We start from the raw sequence: 20,990 nt of genomic DNA on the forward strand, positions 1-20,990 counted from the left end.
GGGTACACCACGCGGTATTATCCGGTTACGCGGCGTTCACTCCAGGCCGTCCAGCCCCTACGTCCGGCGTCCGGCACAAGGACGCGCAGCACCGCGCCACGCAGCGTGGCAACGGAAGGAACTTGAAGTAATCGTTTAGCTACTTCTTGTTGCGCCGTTGAACGCGGGTCCGCTTGAGGAGCTTGCGGTGCTTCTTCTTGGCCATTCGCTTGCGACGCTTCTTGATAACCGAACCCACGAACCCGACCGATCTGTTGGAAGGAAAGCCGAACGAACTATCGGCCGAGCCTACCCGGTCCGCCGGTCAACGCGGCGCGATCACGGGTTCCCTCACGCCGCCGGACGCCTCCACCCGTCGATCATGATTTTTTGCGCGCGCGGAGGCCGAAGGAGCCTAGCCGGGGCTGGCGAGCTCGCGAGAACGGTCCCGGGCCGCCTCGATCGCGGCCAACAGCGCCGCCCGGACGCCGTGCTTCTCCAGCTCCCGGATAGCGGTGATCGTCGTACCGCCCGGGGACGTCACCGCCTCCCGCAACATCACCGGATGCTCACCGGAGTCGCGCAACATCACAGCGGCCCCCACCGCGGTCTGCACCAGCAGCTGCGCCGCGACCCCCCGCGGAATCCCCAGCAGGATGCCTGCGTCGATCATCGATTCGACCAGGTAGAAGAAGTAGGCCGGGCCGCTGCCGGAGAGGGCTGTCACGGCGTCCTGCTGCGCCTCGGGTACCCGTACGACCTTGCCGACCGGCGTCAGCAGATCCTCGGTGCGGCTCAGGTGCTCCTCACCGGCATGGGCACCGGCCGAGATCGCCGACATCGCCTCGTCCACGAGAACAGGGGTGTTCGTCATCACCCGCACCACTGGTGTGCCCACGGCAAGCCGGTGCTCCAGGAACGCGGTGGTGACGCCGGCCGCCACCGAGATCACCAGATGATCCGGCGTGACGACGTTCGTGATCTCGCCGATCAGAGCGGTCATGTCCTGCGGTTTGACCGTGAGTATCAGCACGTCCGCCCGGACGGCCGCGGCCGGGTTGGAAACCGCTTCGACCCCGTGGCGGGCGGACAGTTCCTCGGCACGGCCCGACCGCCGTGCCGTCACGAACAGATCGCCCGGGTCATGCCCGGAGCGCAGCATTCCCGCCAGCAACGCCTCGCCGAGTTTGCCTGCGCCGAGGATCGCGATCGTCATGGACGTCCCTTCACCCGGCGGACCATCCCTGTCATCCGGTGGACCGCCTTTCTCACTTGGCTCTCACGTGGCTCTCACGTGACCCTCACGTGGCTCTCACCGGTTCTCACGTTGTTCTCACTGGTTCTTGCTGCTCATCGCGCTGTTCTCACGCGGTGGACCGCAACGCACGCACGAAGAACAGCAGGTTGGCCGGACGTTCGGCGAGCCGCCGCATCAGATAGCCGTACCACTCGCGCCCACACGGAACATAGACCCGTACCACCTCACCGGCCCTGGCAAGGCGCCGCTGCTCCCCCGGCCGGACTCCGTACAGCATCTGGTACTCAAACGGTCGCCGGTCAGACCCCTGCAGCGGTCCGACCGCTCGCCCGGCGAGCTGCCCTCCCACGGTCAGCTCGCCGGCAAGGCTCGCGGCCAGCTCGACCAGGGCCGGATCATGGGTCGCCACCATCGGATAACCCCGGCCCGCCATCAGAACCGCCAGGCACCGCGCGTAGGAGGCGTTCACCTCGGCCCGACGGATGTACGCGACCGAGGCCGGCTCGGCATAGGCGCCCTTGCACAGCCGCACCCGACCGCCCGCAACAGCGAGATCGCGACAGTCCGCCTCGGTACGCCGCAGGTACGCCTGGACGACGGCACCGGTTTCGTCGAACTCCCGGCGCAGCTCGGCGACAACGGTCAAGGTGGCGTCGGTGGTGGTGTGGTCCTCCATGTCGACGGTGACGCACGTGCCGGCGTCGCGGGCCGCCTGGCACACCCGGAAGGCGAGGTCGCGGGCAAGCGAGGCATCCAGCCCCGCACCCAGTGCGGAAAGCTTGACCGACACCTCCGTCTCGGGTGTGAGCCCCGCGTCAGCCAGGGCGCGCAGCAGTTCGCTGTAGTCGGCGGCCGACTCCTCGGCCAGGTGACAGTCGGTCACATCCTCTCCGAGGAGATCCAGGGACACCCGCAGACCGGCGTCACGCAGACCGGCGGCGACCGTGACCGCCGCCGTGACGTCCTCGCCCGCGACGAATCGCGCGACCACACCCCGGGTCAACGGCGCGGTGGACACCAGCCGCCGGACCCGCGGATCACCTGAAGCCATCAGCAACGCTGTTCGCAGCACCTCTCAAGGATCCCGCAGAGCGCCCTCCAGGAACACGAGGACCACGGGGTTACCGACCCCACCATCGGTAACCCCGCACGGCGACCAACCCATCCACCAGAGGTCCGGCGAATCGTCACGAAGCCGCCTCCCGGCCAGACCTCATCCCAGCCGACCCATCTCCCCGGCCAGGCCCAAAGGATGTGGATCCGGTGCTGTTGTGACAGCAGCGGATCCATATCTTTTCCCGTGACTGGTCACCTTCAGCATCATGGCGAAGCCCCCAACTCGCTCCGGTCCTTTTCCTTACCGATCATCACTGGATGATCGGTAAGCCAACCCCAGCGGCCAGCCCATCCGCCAGGGGTCCCCGAATCGTCGCGGAGCGACTATTCGGGGGAAGGCGGGCCACGACCAACACCGTGTGAAACGGCTCAGTGACCATACCGTCGGGGAAAACCTTCAGTAGCGAGCGCCGCTCGGCGTCCAGGAAGTCCTCCAGCCGATCTCCGATCGCCTGGACGTACGACTTCGAGCGCAGCCACAGCTCATACCTGTCCAGCGGGAGCGTCCGGCTCCAGCGGCCGGACACCGTCACGACCTCGGTGAACAGGCCCGTCCAGCGCAGCTCGTCCGACCAGGGGCGGGTCCGGTAGGCGCGCCGGTAACCGGGACTCATCGCCTCCAGCCGCTGCTGTTGACGCTCCCACCAGCGTAGATCCTCGCCGTCGACGTCGTTCCACCAGAGCGCGAGCGCACCGCCGGGACGCAGCACCCGCGCCGCCTCGGCCGCGGCCACCGGCACCCGCACCCAGTGCCACGCCTGGGCGTAGCAGACAAGGCCCGCCACGGCGTCGGAGAACGGCAGGGCCTCACCGTCGGCGCGTACCGCGGCGATCCCGGGGGTGCGTTCCCGCAGCCGGCCGAGCATCCCCGAACTGTGGTCCACCGGGATCACCCGGGCACCCCGCACGAGCAGGGCGCGGGTGGCTATGCCGGTCCCCGCGCCGACCTCGAGGATGTCCGCGCCGGCCAGCTCACGTCCGGCCAGCCATTCCAGATCCTTGAACAGCCGATCAGGATAGGACGGCCGCGCGGCGTCATAAGCATCCACCAGCGGATCGAAAAGTGACCTGGTGCTCACTGCTGCATGGTGACACCATCACGCAGGAGGCATACAGCTATTCGCCTCTATTCACCTGCGGTAGTTCGCCGGTGTTGTCAACCGACCCGGCCGTGGCCCCCGGCCGTGGCTCAGGGTGCGCGACCGCCCGCAGCCGCCGGGGCCGCCGCGAGATTGAGCCGGGTGAAAGCCAGGGCCTCGGCGAGATCGGCCTCCCGCTGCGCCCGGGACTCCGCCCGCCGGGTGTTGATCTCCACAACCACCGTCCCGTCGAAACCCCGGGCCGCGAGCCGTTCCAGCAGGTCGGCGCACGGCTGGTTGCCGCGTCCCGGCACGAGGTGCTCGTCCTTGGCCAGCCCGACCCCGTCAGCCATGTGCACGTGGACCAGTCGCTCGCCCAGCTCGTCGGCCATGGCGAGCGCGTCGGAGCGCGACACGCTCGTGTGCGACAGGTCCAGGGTGACATGCCGGTAGTCGTCACCCACGGGTGACCAGGCCGGCGCGTACGCGGAAACCTCCCGCCCGCGGGCACGCAACGGGAACATGTTCTCGACCGCGAAGCGGACGGCCGTCTCGCCCGCCATCCTTTCGATGCCCTCGACGAAATCGCGGGCATAGTCACGCTGCCAACGAAACGGTGGGTGAACGACCACGGTCGGTGCATGCAGCGTCTCCGCAACGGTGCGGGCCCGTTGCAACTTCGCCCACGGTTCGACCCCCCACACACGCTGGGTGAGCAGCAGGCACGGGGAATGGATGGCCAAAATCGGAATGCCGTGATAATCGACAAGCCGCCGCAGAGCCTCGGGATCCTGACTCACCGGGTCCGTCCACACCATGATTTCGACACCGTCATAGCCGAGCCGGGCAGCCATCTCAAAGGCCGCCGCCGTCGACTCCGGATACGTCGACGCGGTCGACAATGCAATCTTGGCTGAAGGAACCTGCGCGATGATCCGCCCGCTTCCACGAGGTGTGAGCAAGGTCGGGTATGCGGTGCCACGGGGCGAAACAGCAAAATCCGCTGTCGGCTGCCGCAAACCTGGGCCACGGCTGTCCGCGACCTCGGCATCCCCGAGCCGCGGCGCTGGGGTCGGCGCCTCGGACATCCTTCCAGAGTAGTGCCTGAGCGCGCAGGCCGGCGCCCCGCGCGAACCGGCCGGGGTCACGCGGAGGTCAACCAGTCCAGCCTGCGCAAAATGATGCCTTCCCGAAGCGCCCACGGGCAGATCTCGACCTCGTCCAGGTTCAGCAGGTCGAGGGCTTCGGAGGCGACCACGGACCCGGCGGCCAGCTGGCCCGCGCGATCAGCCGACACCCCCGGCAGATCACATCGTTCGGCGGCGGACATCTTGCACAGTCGCGTGGATATCTCGCGCAGCGCGTCCCGGCGCAGGACCCGGCGGACATATGGGCCGCGGCTGTAGGGTTCGGCGCCGGCGATGCGGGCCAGGGAGCGGAAGGTCTTCGACGTCGCCACCGCCCGGGTGGGCTCGCCGACCACGTACAGCTTGGAGACGACCGGGGCGATCTGCGCCCGGACGTACCGCCGCAGGGCCGTGACCTCGGACCGCTTCGGCGGGTCGTTGGCGAACCAGTCACGGTTGAGCCGGCTCGCCCCCAGTGGCAGGGAGGACACGACGTCCGGGTCCTCGTGCATCCCGGCCGCGATCTCCAGGGATCCGCCTCCGATGTCGAGCGCAAGCAGGTGCCCGGCGCTCCAGCCGAACCAGCGCCGCACCGCCAGGAAAGTCAGCCGGGCTTCGTCCTGCCCCGGCAGGACGTCGAGGGCGACGCCGCTGGCGGTCCGCAGCCGGGCCAGGACGGCCTCGCTGTTGGCGGCGTCCCGCAACGCCGAGGTGGCGAACGCTACAAGATCGTCCACGCCGAGTTCGTCGGCACGTACGCTCATCTGGATGATGCATTCGGTCAGGATCCGCTCACCTTCGGCGGAGAGTGCTCCGTCGCCGTCGAGAAGCTCGACAAGCCTGAGTGGAACCTTCACGCTGGCAGCCGGCAGCGGCTGGCCGCCGACATGGGCGTCCACCACCAGCAGGTGCACGGTGTTCGACCCGATGTCGATCACACCGAGGCGCATCCGGCCGGTCGCGGGCGCAACGGCGACATGACCGACGACCTGATGGGTCAGGGGCTCCCGACGGCCGTCGGAACGGGTCAGGTCCGCCTGCGTCGCAGGCGGTTCACCGATCCCGGGCCGGCCGCCGACGGGGGCCCCGACAGCAGAAGTCCCGACGGCGGGCTTCAGTGACATCGGACGCACGAACTGTCCACGCGCGCGACTACAAGCGAACCGTAAAAATCAGTCAAATAAGTCAAATTAGTATAATTAGTATAATTAGTATAATTAGACAAAAAACGGGAAACGAGCGTCGCCGTCATCCCATGGCCAAGCTTCACGCATCCACTCCCGGTCGGTCGTGCATCAAGCCGGCTGCGACAGGTCGACACCGGCGTCCGGCGAACAACTATGACAGCGATCAGGCACTCACCGCGACCCGGCCGGACAGATCCTTCACCCGACCAAGCTATACAGTGATCGCCGGCGTCAGGCCGGAACATCGATCGAAAGATCATAATCATGGCGAAAAAATCACAGTTGTGGTGCTGAGCAGACCACGAGCATCAGGGCTCGAACTTGTATCCCAGACCTCGGACGGTCACCAGGTGGCGCGGGCTGCCGGGCTCGTCCTCGATCTTGGTACGCAGGCGCTTGACGTGGACGTCGAGCGTCTTGGTGTCCCCGACGTAGTCCGCCCCCCAGACGCGGTCGATCAGCTGGCCGCGGGTGAGGACCCGGCCGGCGTTGCGCAGGAACATCTCCAGCAGCTCGAACTCCTTCAGGGGAAGCGGCACGGAGGTTCCGTCGACGGTGACGACATGGCGTTCGACGTCCATGCGCACCGGACCGGCCTCCAGCGTCGCCGTGACGCGTTCCTCGATCTCACCGCGGCGACGCAGCACCGCGCGGATACGGGCGACCAGCTCACGGGCGGAGAACGGCTTGGTCACGTAGTCGTCCGCACCGAGTTCCAGACCGACGACCTTGTCTATCTCGCTGTCGCGAGCCGTTAACATGATCACTGGAACGGTCGACCGCTGACGCAGAGCCCGGCAGACCTCCGTCCCGGACAGGCCCGGCAGCATCAGGTCCAGCAGCACGAGATCAGCACCGTGCCGCTCGAACTCGGCCAACGCGGTCGGCCCGTCAGCGGCCACCGCGACGTCGAACCCCTCCCGTTCCAGCATGAACGACAACGCGTCCGAGAACGACTCCTCGTCCTCCACGACCAGCAGGCGGGTCACGCGTCACACTCCTTCGTCATCGTTGTCATATCCGCGCTCGACGTCGGCGTCGGCCAGCAGCAGAGGCAACCTGATCGTGAAAGTCGATCCGGCGCCCTCGGAACTCCACACGCCCACGCTTCCCCCGTGGTTCGTCGCGACGTGCTTCACAATCGCCAGGCCCAGCCCGGTACCGCCGGTACCGCCGGTCGCACGGGACCGCGCCGGGTCGGCCCGGTAGAAGCGCTCGAACACCCGCTCCAGGTCCTTCTCGGCGATCCCGATGCCCTCGTCGGCAACCGAGAGCTCCACGGTGTCGCCGGAGCGCCGGACACCGACGACAACCCGGGTCCCCGGCGGGGAGTAGTTGACCGCGTTGTCCACAAGATTCGCCAGCGCGGTGACGAGCTGCCCCTCGTCCCCGCTGACCACGAAGTCGCTGTCACCGATCACCGCGACGGTGATCTCGCGGGCCGAGGCGGTCAGCCGGGTGCGGTCCAACGCCTCGGTCAGCACCACCGACACCTGTACCGGCCGGGGATCCGGCCTCGGGTCCGCGCCCTGCAGCCGGGACAGATCAATGATCTCCTGGACGAGGCGCACCAGCCGGGAGGACTCGTGCGTCATCCGGGAGGCGAACCGCCGGACGGCCACCGGATCGTTGCTGGCCGCGGCAACAGCTTCGGCAAGTAGGTGCAGCGCACCGACCGGGGTCTTGAGCTCGTGGCTGACGTTCGCCACGAAGTCACGGCGGACCGCCTCCACCCGGCGAGCCTCGGTGAGATCGTCGATGATCACGGCGACGTGGCCGTCCGGGCCCAGCCGCGAGGTGCGGGCCCGCACGGCGAACGCCTGCTGATCGGGGCGGGGGCGGGTCAGCGGCGGCTCGGGGCGAGGCGGCAGGTCGAGCTGCTGGTCATGGTCGACGCCGTCCCCGCGCGTCCGACCGGCCAGGTCGCTGAGCTCGGCCAGGCCCAGGCGGCCGTCGACGATCACCCCCATGGCGCGGGCTGCCGGGTTGGCCAGCACCACCACGCCGTCGGCGTCCAGGACGACCAGCCCGGACGGGAGTCCGTCGACGAGGCGCCGGATAAGGCGCGAGGGCAGCGCCGCGTGGGCGGCAGTCGGCGGGTTCGCGGCCGCGACATCGCGGATCCGCTGCCGCGGGGACACAACCGTACTGTCGCCCGTCCGGGTTGCGGACGCACCCCGACCCGGCAGGACCGGACCCGGCAGGACCGGACCCGGCGGGACCGGACCCGGCGGGACCGGACCCGAGGATGCCGGACCGGAACGGGTCGCGGAGCGCTCCCCGTCGGCGTGCAACCCCGGCCCGGAGGAATCCGGGCGGACTCCGAAGCCGGATTCCCGCTCGCCCACATCCTCACCCGCAGCCTCGCCCACGGCCGAATGGTAGGTGGCTGGCAGCAGTCTGAGGGTGTATCAACCTGACCAATGCCGATAGTCGTCAGGAGTTCATCCGGCCAACAGAGACTGTTCACCGGAGGGCGAGCACCGCCGACCATCGTTGATCGCGGCAGGGTATGCGCGGCGTTCGGGGTCGTATGTACAGGAGCAATCGCTGTTCGCCCTCACCTCATAACCACCTCATGACGCGTCGAAAGCCCGAGCGGCAGCTTCCTTCCGGGCAGCCGACGCCGGCTCGCAGTGCCGGGAGCCGGCACATGCGTGGTCGCGCTCCAAGCGACCTGGACCTGCGGCAGCGCGAAAAAACACGATCGCGCCGCCTTCGGCCATCCCCAACCTGCCCTGTTGTGATCCGATGGGCTGACAACCGCTACACACACGAAGGAGCCGTCCGTGCGGGATGCCTTCCACGACGAGCTCGAGAGCATTAACTCCTCACTCGTCGAGATGACCAACCTGGTCGCCTCAGCAATGGCGCGAGCGACAACTGCGCTTCTCGACGCCGATCTGCAACTCGCCGAGGGCGTGATCACGGCCGATGAGACCGTGGATCTGCTGCGCAACGAAATCGAGGAAAGATCCTTCGATATCATGGCGCGCCAGCAGCCGGTCGCCACCGACCTGCGGACGATGGTCACGACGCTTCGCATCGTGGCCGACCTCGAACGCATGGGTGATCTCGCTCTGCACGTCGCCAAGGTGGCCCGCCGGCGCTATCCCGGACGCGCCGTCCCGCCGGAGCTGCACTCGACCCTGCTGGAGATGGGCCAGGTCGCGCAGCGCATCGTCGCCAAGGCAGGGTCGGTCATCGCGGGCCACGACGCCGCTTTGGCCAAGGAGCTGGAAAGCGACGACGACACCATGGACGCCCTGCACCGCAAGCTCTTCCACGTGCTGTTGGAAACGGAATGGACCCACGGCATGGAGGCTGCGATCGACATCACCCTGTGCGGTCGCTACTACGAGCGTTACGCCGACCACGCCGTGTCGGTCGCCCACCGGGTGATCTACCTTGTCACCGGGAAAAGATTCTGACCAGGTAGCCACATCGGGCTCCGCGGACGCCGTGACCTACGTGACGCCGCGGCCTACGTGACCTACGTGACGCCGCGACGCACGGCGCCGGACGAGCAGGCAGCAGGCGTCCTCGTCGCCGAACCCAAGGCAGTCACCGAACCCAAGGCACCCGGGAGGCTCACCGAACAGAGGAAGCGAGCCCACGGCGGCGGGCCCGGGGAGCCCGGCAGGCCCGAGAAGCCAACCGGACATGCCGACCGGCACCCGGCGGCATGTCCACGCTCACAGCGTCCGCTACCTTCTTCTTACGTCCACTGCCTTCTTACCTGGCGTCTTCTTACCTGGCGTCCGCTACTTCTTACCTTGTGCGGCCACGGCGGCTGCGGCCCTTGCCGCCTCCTCCGGATCCAGATATGCCGAACTCACCACACGCAGATCGTCGTCCAGCTCGTAACGCAGCGGGATGCCGGTGGGGATGTTCAGGCCGGCGATGTCGCTGTCGCTGATCCCGTCCAGATGTTTGACCAGCGCGCGCAGCGAGTTGCCGTGGGCTGCGACGAGCACGACCTTCCCGCGCCGCAGATCCGGCACGATCGCGTCATACCAGTACGGCAGCATCCGGACCACCACGTCCTTGAGGCACTCGGTCGTCGGGATGACATCCGGCGGCAGGTCGGCGTAGCGCTCGTCCACACCACTGACCTGACCGGACCCGATGGGCGGCGGTGGCGTGTCATAGGAACGGCGCCACAGCATGAACTTCTCCTCGCCGTACTCGGCGAGTGTCTCGGCCTTGTTGAGCCCCTGCAGGCCGCCGTAGTGCCGTTCGTTCAGGCGCCAGGAGCGGTGCACAGGGATCCATGTCCGTCCGGCCGCGTCGAGCGCGATCCAGGCGGTGCGGATCGCCCGCAGCAACAGCGACGTGTGCACCACGTCCGGCAGCACACCCGCGTCGCGAAGCAGCTCACCGCCGCGGGTCGCCTCCTTGAGGCCTTTTTCGGAAAGATCGACATCCACCCAGCCGGTGAACAGGTTTTCTCGGTTCCACGTGCTCTCGCCGTGGCGGAGCAGAACGAGCGTCGGCATGACTTCGATCCTGCCGTAACCCACCCGCCCGATGCGGCTGGATCGGGCGTGGCGGACTCACCCGGGACGCCTTCGGAGCCGATTCGACCTGAACGTGCAGTCCTTCACCGCTGCATGCCGGTACACCCGGCCCCGATCAACTGGTCCGGATGAACCAGACCGGATCGACCATGTCAAAAAGAGACCTCCGGGCGCTTCCATCGTCCACGGAAGGGACGACGGGCCGTCGGGACCAGCGACGACGCCCGGAGGTCCGGTGCCTGTCTGGTTCTCGCCGGTGCCGGTGCCCGCAGGTCACCCGGCAGGGTGAGGACCACGAGACCGGCTAGCGGACAGTCACCTCACGAGTCCGTTTATCACACAAAACTAGACCACCTCCCTTCCCGTGTACGGACAACGCTACGATGGGCCAGGCGGACTCGGCAACCGCTTTTCCCCACCAGGCACCAGGGCGTTCCAAGCGGGTCCCGTACGGCGCGAAATGACGGATGCGCAACGATCGATCCTGGGGTTCGGGCAGTCACGGCAGCAGCGCAGAGGGGCACCGTCGGCGCGATCGAAGATCTACCGAACAGACCCTAGACTGTTCCCATGGCGGTGGACGTCACGGGTGGCCGGGAGGGCCAAAGGCGGTGTGATCATGCCTCTGGCGCACTGCCAGAGGCCCAGGTCTCCGGGTCGGTAGAGGGTAACTGGCAGACGCAGCTGCGTTCCCGGGGCTACCGTCTCACACCGCAACGCCAACTGGTCCTCGAAGCAGTCGCCCGGCTCGGCCATGCCACCCCCGAGGAGATCGTCACAGAGGTCCGCCGCACCGCGGGCGGGGTCAACATCTCAACGGTGTACCGCACCCTGGACCTTCTCGAGGAACTCGAGCTTGTCTCGCACGCCCACCTCGGTCACGGTGCGCCGACCTATCACGCTGCCAGCCTCGCCGAACACGTCCATCTGGTCTGTGGAAGCTGCGGCAAGGTACAGGAGATCCCTTCAGACGTACTGGCCGACCTGGTCACCCGGCTGCGGGACGACCTCGGCTTTTCCGTTGACGTCAGCCACGTCGCACTTGCCGGCCGGTGCGGGAACTGTACGGACCCGGGTTCTGGTTGAACAGTCCATGACCGCCGATTCCACCGCCACGCCCGCAACCGGTGCCCAGCCGCTCGTGCCCGGCGACCCGGGCGACGGCCCCCGTTACCGCTCACCGCTACTGGCCGTCGCCGGCGCCGTGCCCGCCACCGAACCCGACCTGGGGGTTGCCGACCACTACGGGGACCCGCTACGCGAACAACGCGCCTGCGAGCGCGGCGCAGCGGTCGTCGACCGCTCGCACCGCGGGATGCTGCGTATCACCGGTCCGGACCGGCTGTCCTGGCTGCACAGCATCACCTCCCAGCATCTCGCCGCGATGCCGGCCATGCGAGGCAGCGAGGCGCTGGTGCTCTCCCCGCACGGCCATGTCGAACATCATCTGATGATCGCCGACGATGGAACGGCCACCTGGCTCGACGTCGAGCCGGGTACCAGCGCCGCGTTGCTCGCCTACCTGGAGTCAATGCGTTTCCTGCTGCGGGTCGAGCCGGTCGACGTCGGTGCCGACTACGCAGTGCTGTCGGTGATCGGCCCGGACGCCGTGGACGTCGTGAACAGCGCGCTCGCACTGCTCGACCCCCCGCTCCACCGACCCGCCGGACAGAGTGTGACCGTGAGCTACGACGGCGACCTGCTGGCGCAGGGACAGTATCCACTCGCCCGGACGGTCGTCCGGCCGGACGCCGCACCGCCGGCCGTGGCCAGCCACCCTGTGACCAACCACGAGAGTCCGGACAGGTACGGGATACTCGTCCGGGCGATGCCCAGTGGTGTCGACCTGCTCACACCACGGTGGACGCTGGGCGGGACGGTCGAACGGCTCATCTCCGCGGGTGCCTCCCTCGCCGGTATCGGCGCGTTCGAGGCGATGCGAGTCGCCGACCGCCGGCCCCGCCTGGGCTCGGAGACGGACCATCGGACGATTCCGCACGAGGTCGGCTGGCTGACCACCACCGTCCACCTCGACAAGGGCTGTTACCGCGGTCAGGAGACCGTCGCCCGCGTCCACAACCTGGGACGCCCGCCACGACGCATGGTCCTGCTGCATCTGGACGGCACGACGGTCACCCGAGGCGCACCGGTGAGCAGCAGTGGCCGGACGGTCGGGTTCGTGGGCACATCGGTCGTACACACGGAACTCGGTCCGATCGCGCTCGCGGTCGTGAAACGTACCGTGACCGACGAAACCGCCCTGGTCATCGTCGATCCGGAAGCGGGCGAGGTCGCGGCGTCCGTGGAGCCGGCGAGCGGGCCTGAGCAACCGGCCCGCCCGGCCGGCCGTCTCGTCGGCTGACCTGACCAGTTCGTCGTCCCCGTCCATCGCCGCCGCGGCCGGTTCAGCTGGGGGGCGACCGTCATGCGGGTAGGACGGGCAAATTCAGGCGGGACGGGCGAGAAGCTGATCCACTTCGCGGACCTCCGGATCCGACGCGTGTCGGCGCAGGGAGCGCCGAACCTCTTCCGCCCGACGCGCGTTTCGCTGCGAACGGGTGGCTTCCAGGAACGGCACCGCCTCGCGGGCGAGCGCGCACCCGTGGTCGAGGTTGCCCAGATCGATCTGAACAGCCGCGCGGCGGAGCAGGTATGTGGCGTGGTCACGGGCGCGGGCGACCGGGTGCACCTCGAGGGAGCGACCCAGCCACCGGTCCGCCTGCGGCAGACGACCGAGATCGATGTAGCAGATCCCAAGCTGGGCTGTGTAGAATCCTTCATCGAAAATGTTCGCCCAGGCCGGATCCTGCGGGGTGGACCGGTCGAAGGCCGCTTCGGCCCGGGCAAGCGCCCGGAAGCATCCAGCCGAATTCCCCAGAGCCGCATACGCCCGTGCCAGCCTCATCTGGAACATCGCGCCAGCTCGTCCGCTGATGCCACCGCTGCTCGCTACGGCCGCTTCCGCCAGTTCGACGGCCTCCCCCGGACGGGCGAAGTCGACGCACTGCAGCGACATGTTCTTCATGATGTTCGCACCGACCAGCCGGTCTCCGGCAGCGTGAGCGGCGTGCAGGGCCGCGATCCAGTAACGCTGCGCGCTCGTATGATAACCAGCATCGAACGACGCCCAACCGGCGACTCGGGCGAGCTCGGCGGCGAGTAGCTGGAGGCTCGCACCGATCTTTTCCGTGTACGAACCCCTGGCGAGCAGCTCGGCCACCACCCGGAGCTCAGCGTCCACAAGCCGCCGGACACCCTCCCCGCCAAGCCGGTCGTCCATCAGCCGTAATCCCGGGATGTTGTGCTCGATGCGGTGGACTATCTGTTCGTCCACCCGCCCGCCGTCCAGCGCGGCGACGAGGCGGGTGGGCTCCAGGCTGAGCCACTCGTTGGCCAGGCTCGCCACGCCTGCTCCGGTGATGGTGAGAAACCCTCGACGGTCGGTGAGGGCACCCTCGACAACATCGATCATGGAAGTCACGCTGCCCGCGCCGTTCCACGGGTAGTCGGTACGTACGACGTCACCGGTCGGAAGCCACGCGGGCCAGGGATTGGACTCGACCTTCTCGGCCGAAACCCCCAACTCGGCGGCGAGGGCGAGTTGGGAGACACGATCAGGCACGACGCCCCGGTGTTCCCACCGCCAGACCTTCTGACGTTCCGCCGCCATGTTGGCCACGCCCAGGTCGCGCGCACGGCGCGCCACCACTCGGGCCAACCGCTGGTAGGACCAGCCACGCTGCGCCCGGACGAACGCGAGCGGGTGAGCGCAGGCGCCGGCACCATCGGTCGACATCATCTGCCTCCTTCGAGTCGCATCTGGTAAGCAGCTAACGACGCTATGTGGTGACATCTTCGCGACACAGTGACAAACAGGAAGCGATGCGTGCGCAAAGACCACAGAAGGACAACAGCGCGCGCCCTTTGGCACCGATTGCACGGGTGTTCACAACATGACCACGAATGCACCACGAGAAATCACGCACAAGCCATTGACTGCTCATCTGCTTGCTGTCAAGCAAGATCGTGCCTTGATACTACCGCCAGTTGCGAGCCATGCGAGAGGCGGACCACAACGAGATCACACGGAGCGTCCCAGGGCGCCCACTCCTCGCTTACGCCCTCCGTTTAGCAACGGAATGGATACGAAAAGAAACGAAAAGAGAGGAGTGCGCCCTGGCGAACAGTAACCGTCGGTTACATGACAAGCGTCTCCGCCTGGCTCTGCAGCTCGGTCAGCGTGGACACCGGGTCCGCACCCAGCATGATCCTCGCGACCGCCTCGGACGCGAGGATCGGCACTTCACCACCTCGCGGCCCGGACCAGTACGGCGCGCGGGCGAGCGAATCGACCAGAGCGTTGAAGGATACGACCTGTGGATACTGTCTGTACAACGCCACGAGCTGGTTCGCGGCCTCGGTGTCGACCGGCAGGTAGCTCAGCGCCTTCACGCCCGCGGCGACCACGTCCGGAGCAAGCAACGACATCATCAGTTCGGTGGCCATCTCGTTCTGGCAGCGGTCGGTGGCCAGCACCACGAGACCGTTTCCGCCGACCACCGGATGCTGCGTACCGCCCGGCAGAACGGGGATCGGCGCCACACCGAGCGGGAACATGCCCTTGCTCCGGCGCTCAATGGCCTGCAGCCCCGGCACAACCGAGCTGATGCTCGCGCCCACGATCGCGGACTGCCTGCTGAAACCGAAGCGGACCATGGCGTCAGCCGGTGTGTTCGACTGTGGCCCGTAACTACCGACCCTGGCCAGGAAGCTCGCGGCCTCGCGCGCCGCGGCGCTGGTGAAGTCCGGCCGTCCCCCGGCATTCTGAATGTTCGCGCCCTTCGACCCGGCGATGGTGTTGAAGAACCACTGTCCGAACTGGTCCCCGGTTGGCAGGTCGATCGGCTGGACGCCGGGAAGAACCTTCTTGATCTTCTCGGCGGCTGCGAGCACACCGGTGGTGCTCTTCAGCGACGCCGGGTCCACCCCGGCCTGGGCAAGCATCTCGGCGTTGTAGAGCAGGACGGGTACGGACACCTGCTGCGGGACGACGAACAGCTGGCTGCCCACCTTGCCCAGCGCGGCGAACCGCTGGTCGTAGGACGCGCGCAGCGACCGCGGCGACAGCTCCTGGGCGTCGAGCTGCTGGACGAAGGTGGCCAGCAGATCGAGCCCGGCCACCGCGAGGTCCGTACTGTGCCCGATGGACGCATCGGCGCCGATCTGCTGGACGATCTGGGAATAGGTGGTCGCGGTGGACGTGATTTCGACGGTCAGGCCGGGATGGGCCTTTTCCATGCGAACCTTGCCGGCCCTGGCGGTGTCGGCGAGCGGACCACTCACGATCATCCGCAGCGCCTTGACCTTCGTCGCGCACTGGATCGATGCCGTGGCCCCGTTCGCATCGTCCACGGCAACGGTGGCCGGCCGGGCCGGCGGGCGGAGGCTGGATTTCGACGACGGGCTGTTCGAACCACCCACCCCACACGCGGTAATCGTGAACACGGCGGCGGCAACGGCGAACCGCGTCGCCGGCGGAATTCGGATCAAGTTTCTTCCTTTCAGGCTCTTATGCCCCGACGCCGCCGCCGGTTTTGGTGCCGGTCTTGGTGTCGGCGCCGCCGGTGATTCCGGCGAGCGGCCGACACCGGAGCGGAACGAACACAGTCGATTTCGCGGTACTTGGCGCGCCCGGCATCATGGAGGCGAGAGCCGACAATGGAAATGTAATTCGCAGGCTCGCGAGTCGCAGGGCCGCCGAGGTTGCCGGTCGGACCCGGCCACGGACACCGTCGACGCCAGGCGCCCCATGCGTCGACGCCGCCGTGAGCTGCGAGACACACCACGAGGGACGAAGCTTGCCGGTCGCCGACCGCCCACGAGCGCAACCACGGGCAGGCCCCTGTGCCGGCGTCCCCGGGCGGGTCTCATCTGTTCGGTACACGGCTGAAATCCTGGCGGTTTGGCGAACACTTGTATACGACCGGGGCATGTCGCCACGACCACACACACGACTGTCCGTTCATGGGAGGGCAGCAGGAACAAGATTGACGACCGGAACCCTGCTGTCGTATTTCTGACAATGTTGGGGAACGCACATCGGGAAATCCGCCGGCAGCGATTCCGGTCGGGTCGACGACAAGCCTCGAAGAAGCGCCTGGCCACCGCCGGAAACAGCACCGAAAACAGCGCGGAGAGCACCCGGACGCCGTGGCCGGGCGCCGTGGCCGGGCGCCGGGACCCGGCAGGGAAGTTCAGTCGTCCGGGCGGCGTCCACGACCGGACGCTGGGAAAGCGGGGCGCCGGTAACCCGGCGGCCGGTCCCGGCCAGGCCCTGGACCGCCCTGCCGACCGGGCGGAACAGGAGCCGAACACGGCAGAACAGAGGAACGCAGAACAGAGGAACAAGGCGGAACAGAGCGGAACAGGAGCCGACAGAGCGCCGACGGCACCGAAGCGGCCAGCGGGCCGCAGGATATGCGATCATGCTCCCGGCGCGGAGTGGGCATGCCGGGTCACGGACTCGCGGGCCCGATGTCCGACGTCCGACGTCCCATGTCCGACAGCAGCGCCTCGACCTACGGACGGCCAGCAGAATGTGCCTCATCCGCGCGATCCCTGCAAGAATGACAATTGACCTGATGCCTATCTTCGGGACCATGATGAGCGAACGCAACAGCTCCGAATGGGGGCGCGTCGGCGACGACGGCACCGTGTATGTACGCACGCCCGCGGGTGAACGCCCCGTCGGCTCCTGGCGGGCAGGTTCTCCCGCAGAGGGCCTTGCGCACTTTGCCCGGCGTTATGACGACCTGACCGCCGAAGTCGCGCTGCTGGAACAACGGCTGACCGTCCCCAGTGCCGACCCTACGGATCTTGCCTCAAGCGCACACCGGTTGCTGGTGTCCCTCGACACCGCGGCGGTGGTGGGCGATCTGGATCCGGTCACCAGACGGTTGCAGTCCGTGCTGGAGGCGGTCGGCGAACGCGCCGCGCAGCGCGAGGCCGAGCGCGCCCGGCGGGCCGCCGACGCGGTGGAGGCGAAGAAGGCACTCGTCGCCGAGGGCGAACACCTCGCCCACAGCTCCGACTGGAAGGCCGTCGGGGAGCGGTTCCGTTCGATCACGGTCGAGTTCCGGACGATCACGGGAGTGGATCGCCGCACCGACACCGACCTGTGGAAGAGGATCGCTGCCGCACGCGAGGAGTTCAACCGGCGCCGCAGCGCCCACTTCGCCGCGCTCGACCAGCAACGGACCGAGTCCAGGCAGCGCAAGGAAGCGATCGTGGCCGAGGCCGAGGCTCTTGTCGAGTCCAGCGAGTGGCCGGCCACCAGCGCTCAGTACCGGGCACTGATGAACCAGTGGAAGTCGGCCGGACGCGCACCCAAGGACGTCGAGGATGCGCTGTGGGTTCGCTTCCGATCCGCGCAGGACACGTTCTTCGCCCGGCGCAACGCCGCCAACGCCGAACGGGACGCGCATCTGCGGGTGAATCAGGCAGCCAAGGAGCGGCTGCTTGCCGAGGCCGCCGCGCTCGATCCCGCCCGATCCGACCAGGCGCTGCGCAGGCTGCGACAGATCGAAGAACAGTGGGATCTCATCGGGAAGGTGCCGCGGGACGCCGTCAGCGACCTCGAACGGCGGCTGTCCGCTGCCGGTGACCGCATCCGGTCTGCGGCGGATTCCCGGTGGCGCCGGCAGGAGACGGCCGAATCCCCGTTCGTGACGACGCTACGGGAGTCGGTCGCCAAGCTGGAGGCAAGACTGGAACGTGCCCGTGCCCACGGACGTGCGGACGAGGTGACCGAGACCGAGTCGGCGCTTGCGACGCAGCGCGAGTGGCTCGCGCACGCGACACGCTGATCGACGGCTCGTGGCCACCGGGCTGCAGGCCACCGCGATGCGGCCCGGCCGGAATGCCCGGAATACGACCTCGGCTTCCTGCGCTGGCATACCTGTGCGCGTTCGGGCAGCCTGAACCGAGCGTGTCCGTCGGGGCGGGGACAAAGGGGCCCCGACCACTCCAGGCTGCTTGCCGAGCGCTTGCCGTAGCTAGCATCCGGACGTACGCTGCGAACGACCGGTTCGGCGATGTCGCGAGCCTCGCGACCGTGAACATGGTTCACCGGGCGCACAGGACGCGCCTTGGACGAGAGGAGGCCGACACTGAACGTGCCGCCCCTGAATGTACGCGATCTCGGAGACTTCATCAGGGATCAGCGCAAGGCCGCACAGATCTCAGTTCGTCAGCTCGCCCGGCAGGCCGGGGTCAGCAATCCCTATCTGAGCCAGATCGAGCGCGGTCTACGAAAGCCGTCCGCGGAGATTCTACAGCAGATTGCCAAGGCACTCCGGATATCGGCGGAAGTGCTTTACGTGCAGGCCGGCATTCTCGACGAACGGTCGGCGGACAGCGACGTGACCGCCGCGATTCTCGCGGACACGGCTCTCACCGAACGGCAGAAGCAGGTCATCGTCGAGATCTACGACGCGTTCCGGAAGGAGAACGCCGTATACGGGCTGAGCGCCGGAACCTCCCCGCCGGACGACCCGGGGCGCAACGGATCCGCGTCAGGACCCGCGTCAGGTTCCGACGCGGACGCCGTCAGGGATCCCGGCTCCGACCGGCCGAGGGCCGCTGCGGGCGAGGACCCACCCGGAGGCGCCCCGCAGACAACGGGCCCGACCGTGACCAGTTCAACCACGGCGACCAGTTCAACCACGGCCACCGAGACGGAGCCGGCCGCAACCACCCGCAGGACCAGCGCAGCCGCCCGAGCGGCGACCGCGCCTGGCCCACGGACTCCTGGCGCGTCCGGCGCCGCGTCGAGGCGGACACCGGCGGCCCGGCGTCCGCGGGCGACAACGACCACCGGTGAGACCGGCAAGGCCGGCGGAGATGTTGTCACGAAGGCCGGTCGCGCGTCGTCCGGTCGCTCCACACGCACAGCCGCGGTTACCGACGAAGCCGCTGTCCATGACCGGACAGATGACGCCTCAAAATCAACAAAGTGACAACGAAGCGACATCTGACGATCGGGTCATAGCCACGAAACTGGAGGTAGCGATGGCCACCATTCGAACCAACGCCGACAAGTCGGACGACACCGTCAAGGTTACGGCCGACGTCAAGGTCCCGCTGTCCGAGGTCCGCAAGCCCCTGTACGCCTATGTGGGCGCCGCGGACGCCGCGGTGGAGAAGATCCTGAGTATTCCCACCGTCTACGCCGACGAGATCAAAAAGATTTCCAGCCGAGTCAACGACATTTCCGTCCACGCCCAGAGGTTTCCGGCCAACGTACAGACCGCCGTGGCATCCCTGCCCTCGTCGGTGAGTTCCCAGCTTTCCGACCTGCAAGGACGCGCAAGCTCGCTCTACAACAGCTTCGCCGACCGCGGCGAGAAGCGCGTCGCCAGCATTCGCCACAGCCCGACGACCGAGGAGGCCGTGACCCGGACCCGCAACGCGGTCAACCGGACCAGGGCCGCACGTCCGTCGACCGATCACGCACCGAAGGACGCCGGTGGCGCCGACGAGAGCAGGGCCGAGGACAACGGCACCACCGACGCCACGCAGTCCGACTGACCCGCTGACCGCATATGCCGGTCGGCATACCCGGCCGATACCGCCTCACGGTGGGAACTTCGCCACCACTCGGGAAGAACAACCGGATGCCACCGATCCGATCCGGCAACCATGGACCCCGATGAACCCCGGACCCTAACGTCCGGGGTTCATGGTATGTCGTGTTGTACTGATGATATGAGATATCGTCCACTGGGATCTTCCGGCCTACTGGTATCCGTCGTCGGTCTCGGCTGCAACAACTTCGGCTCAAGGGTCGACCTCGAGGGCACCCGGGCCGTCGTCACGGCAGCACTCGACAACGGCATCACCCTATTCGACACGGCGGACACATATGGCAACAAGGGTGGTTCGGAGACCCTGCTCGGCCATATCCTGCGGTCCCGGCGCGACGAGGTGGTCCTCGCCACCAAGTTCGGTAACGACATGGGTGGGGTGTACGGACCCGACTTCAATGCCCGTGCTTCGCGCCGGTACATCCGCAAAGCCGTGGAAGGTTCGCTTCGCCGGCTGCAGACCGACTACATAGATCTTTTCCAGCTCCACAGCCCGGACGCGTTCACCCCGGTCGAGGAGACGCTGGCCGCTCTCGACGAGATAGTACGCGAGGGCAAGGTCCGCTACGTGGGTTCGTCGAACCTCGCGGCCTGGCAGGTCGCCGACGCCGAGTGGACCGCGCGCGCGTCCGGTACAACACGCTTCATTTCGGCTCAGAACCATTACAACCTGCTGGAACGCGGTGTCGAGGCCGAACTCGTCCCGGCCGCACAGAAGTACGGCATCGGCATTCTGCCGTACTTTCCCCTCGCGAACGGCATCCTCACCGGCAAGTACTTCCGGGACGAACAACCACCGCACGGGACGCGGTTGGCCGGACGCCAGGACGAGCTGACCGACGAGGTGTTCGACCAGGTCGAAATCTTGGAGACCTTCGCCCGTGAACGCGGTCGCTCGCTGCTGGACGTGGCGCTCGGCGGCCTGGCCGCGCAACCGGCGGTCGCGTCCGTGATTGCCGGAGCAACGACAGCGGAACAGGTCCGGGCGAACGTCGCGGCCGGCGAGTGGCAGCCTCGTGGCGACGACCTCGCCGTCCTCGACAAGATCGCCCCGTCGCAGCGGCCGGGCGTCTGAGCGCG

The 20,990-nt window shown here is 67.7% G+C and carries 18 protein-coding genes; 7 read left to right on the forward strand and 11 right to left on the reverse strand.

Going from position 1 to position 20,990, the window contains the following annotated elements:
• Nucleotides 1-139 precede the first annotated feature (139 nt).
• From CV1CTNOD_RS21355 to CV1CTNOD_RS21390, 8 genes are all read right to left on the reverse strand, one after another.
• A complete protein-coding gene (locus CV1CTNOD_RS21355) occupies nt 140-238 on the reverse strand; it encodes a 30S ribosomal protein bS22 (RefSeq protein WP_003948845.1) in 99 nt (32 codons plus the stop codon).
• Nucleotides 239-394: 156 nt separating this feature from the next.
• Nucleotides 395-1,195 (reverse strand): pyrroline-5-carboxylate reductase, encoded by an 801-nt coding sequence (proC, locus tag CV1CTNOD_RS21360; protein WP_131787742.1) that lies wholly within the window; start codon nt 1,193-1,195, stop codon nt 395-397.
• A 148-nt stretch (nt 1,196-1,343) separates the two neighbouring features.
• Nucleotides 1,344-2,309: a proline dehydrogenase family protein gene (locus CV1CTNOD_RS21365; protein ID WP_131787743.1), complete on the reverse strand. Its 966-nt coding sequence runs from the start codon at nt 2,307-2,309 to the stop codon at nt 1,344-1,346.
• A gap of 295 nt (nt 2,310-2,604) precedes the next feature.
• Complete coding sequence (locus CV1CTNOD_RS21370; RefSeq protein ID WP_242606898.1) at nt 2,605-3,432, reverse strand: class I SAM-dependent methyltransferase; 828 nt, start codon at nt 3,430-3,432, stop codon at nt 2,605-2,607.
• Between the two features lie 110 nt (nt 3,433-3,542).
• Nucleotides 3,543-4,520 (reverse strand): sugar phosphate isomerase/epimerase family protein, encoded by a 978-nt coding sequence (locus CV1CTNOD_RS21375; protein ID WP_242606899.1) that lies wholly within the window; start codon nt 4,518-4,520, stop codon nt 3,543-3,545.
• Nucleotides 4,521-4,576: 56 nt separating this feature from the next.
• Entirely contained in the window at nt 4,577-5,692 is a 1,116-nt protein-coding gene (locus tag CV1CTNOD_RS21380; protein ID WP_131787744.1) for a Ppx/GppA phosphatase family protein, read from the reverse strand.
• Nucleotides 5,693-6,054: 362 nt separating this feature from the next.
• Nucleotides 6,055-6,735: a response regulator transcription factor gene (locus tag CV1CTNOD_RS21385; RefSeq protein WP_131768604.1), complete on the reverse strand. Its 681-nt coding sequence runs from the start codon at nt 6,733-6,735 to the stop codon at nt 6,055-6,057.
• A gap of 3 nt (nt 6,736-6,738) precedes the next feature.
• Nucleotides 6,739-7,869 carry a sensor histidine kinase gene (locus tag CV1CTNOD_RS21390; RefSeq protein ID WP_242606911.1) on the reverse strand — a complete coding sequence of 377 codons (1,131 nt, stop codon included), beginning with the start codon at nt 7,867-7,869 and terminating at the stop codon, nt 6,739-6,741.
• A 666-nt stretch (nt 7,870-8,535) separates the two neighbouring features.
• Here CV1CTNOD_RS21390 and phoU point away from each other — a divergent pair.
• Nucleotides 8,536-9,177, forward strand: a complete 642-nt coding sequence (phoU, locus tag CV1CTNOD_RS21400; RefSeq protein WP_131787746.1) for a phosphate signaling complex protein PhoU — start codon at nt 8,536-8,538, stop codon at nt 9,175-9,177.
• Nucleotides 9,178-9,510: 333 nt separating this feature from the next.
• Here the strand turns inward: phoU and CV1CTNOD_RS21405 are convergent, their stop codons facing one another.
• Nucleotides 9,511-10,245 carry a phosphoglyceromutase gene (locus tag CV1CTNOD_RS21405; RefSeq protein WP_131787747.1) on the reverse strand — a complete coding sequence of 245 codons (735 nt, stop codon included), beginning with the start codon at nt 10,243-10,245 and terminating at the stop codon, nt 9,511-9,513.
• A gap of 591 nt (nt 10,246-10,836) precedes the next feature.
• Here CV1CTNOD_RS21405 and CV1CTNOD_RS21410 point away from each other — a divergent pair.
• Together CV1CTNOD_RS21410 and CV1CTNOD_RS21415 are read left to right on the forward strand one after the other, a co-directional pair.
• Nucleotides 10,837-11,352 (forward strand): Fur family transcriptional regulator, encoded by a 516-nt coding sequence (locus tag CV1CTNOD_RS21410; protein ID WP_131787748.1) that lies wholly within the window; start codon nt 10,837-10,839, stop codon nt 11,350-11,352.
• A 7-nt stretch (nt 11,353-11,359) separates the two neighbouring features.
• The gene (locus tag CV1CTNOD_RS21415; RefSeq protein ID WP_131787749.1) at nt 11,360-12,628 is read left to right on the forward strand and encodes a YgfZ/GcvT domain-containing protein; all 1,269 of its coding nucleotides are present in this window, start codon (nt 11,360-11,362) and stop codon (nt 12,626-12,628) included.
• A gap of 84 nt (nt 12,629-12,712) precedes the next feature.
• On the opposite strand, the gene CV1CTNOD_RS21420 is transcribed toward CV1CTNOD_RS21415, so the two are convergent.
• Together CV1CTNOD_RS21420 and CV1CTNOD_RS21425 are read right to left on the reverse strand one after the other, a co-directional pair.
• Nucleotides 12,713-14,062 (reverse strand): transcriptional regulator, encoded by a 1,350-nt coding sequence (locus CV1CTNOD_RS21420; protein ID WP_131787796.1) that lies wholly within the window; start codon nt 14,060-14,062, stop codon nt 12,713-12,715.
• Nucleotides 14,063-14,463: 401 nt separating this feature from the next.
• On the reverse strand, nt 14,464-15,816 hold the full coding sequence (locus CV1CTNOD_RS21425; protein ID WP_131787750.1) for an extracellular solute-binding protein: 1,353 nt from the start codon (nt 15,814-15,816) through the stop codon (nt 14,464-14,466).
• 1,091 nt (nt 15,817-16,907) lie between these two features.
• On the opposite strand from CV1CTNOD_RS21425, the gene CV1CTNOD_RS21430 reads away from it, so the two are divergent.
• From CV1CTNOD_RS21430 to CV1CTNOD_RS21445, 4 genes are all read left to right on the forward strand, one after another.
• Nucleotides 16,908-18,131, forward strand: coding sequence for a DUF349 domain-containing protein (locus CV1CTNOD_RS21430; RefSeq protein ID WP_242606900.1), 1,224 nt, complete (start codon nt 16,908-16,910; stop codon nt 18,129-18,131).
• A gap of 309 nt (nt 18,132-18,440) precedes the next feature.
• Entirely contained in the window at nt 18,441-19,283 is an 843-nt protein-coding gene (locus tag CV1CTNOD_RS27470; protein ID WP_278043964.1) for a helix-turn-helix domain-containing protein, read from the forward strand.
• A 52-nt stretch (nt 19,284-19,335) separates the two neighbouring features.
• Nucleotides 19,336-19,854, forward strand: coding sequence for a hypothetical protein (locus CV1CTNOD_RS21440; RefSeq protein WP_242606901.1), 519 nt, complete (start codon nt 19,336-19,338; stop codon nt 19,852-19,854).
• Between the two features lie 177 nt (nt 19,855-20,031).
• The gene (locus CV1CTNOD_RS21445) at nt 20,032-20,985 is read left to right on the forward strand and encodes an aldo/keto reductase (RefSeq protein WP_131787752.1); all 954 of its coding nucleotides are present in this window, start codon (nt 20,032-20,034) and stop codon (nt 20,983-20,985) included.
• Nucleotides 20,986-20,990: the final 5 nt, after the last annotated feature.

Source organism: Protofrankia symbiont of Coriaria ruscifolia, assembly GCF_900634745.1.
Lineage (GTDB): Bacteria > Actinomycetota > Actinomycetes > Frankiales > Frankiaceae > Protofrankia > Protofrankia californiensis.

What these genes read in the sequence shown, in the direction of transcription:
- CV1CTNOD_RS21445 (WP_131787752.1), top strand. Translation starts at nt 20,032, where the DNA reads ATGAGATATCGTCCACTGGGATCTTCCGGCCTACTGGTATCCGTCGTC.
- CV1CTNOD_RS21375 (WP_242606899.1), bottom strand. Translation starts at nt 4,520, where the DNA reads ATGTCCGAGGCGCCGACCCCAGCGCCGCGGCTCGGGGATGCCGAGGTC.
- CV1CTNOD_RS21420 (WP_131787796.1), bottom strand. Translation starts at nt 14,062, where the DNA reads ATGTCGACCGATGGTGCCGGCGCCTGCGCTCACCCGCTCGCGTTCGTC.
- CV1CTNOD_RS21415 (WP_131787749.1), top strand. Translation starts at nt 11,360, where the DNA reads ATGACCGCCGATTCCACCGCCACGCCCGCAACCGGTGCCCAGCCGCTC.
- CV1CTNOD_RS21405 (WP_131787747.1), bottom strand. Translation starts at nt 10,245, where the DNA reads ATGCCGACGCTCGTTCTGCTCCGCCACGGCGAGAGCACGTGGAACCGA.
- CV1CTNOD_RS21410 (WP_131787748.1), top strand. Translation starts at nt 10,837, where the DNA reads ATGGCGGTGGACGTCACGGGTGGCCGGGAGGGCCAAAGGCGGTGTGAT.
- proC (WP_131787742.1), bottom strand. Translation starts at nt 1,195, where the DNA reads ATGACGATCGCGATCCTCGGCGCAGGCAAACTCGGCGAGGCGTTGCTG.
- CV1CTNOD_RS21440 (WP_242606901.1), top strand. Translation starts at nt 19,336, where the DNA reads ATGGCCACCATTCGAACCAACGCCGACAAGTCGGACGACACCGTCAAG.
- CV1CTNOD_RS21430 (WP_242606900.1), top strand. Translation starts at nt 16,908, where the DNA reads ATGCCTATCTTCGGGACCATGATGAGCGAACGCAACAGCTCCGAATGG.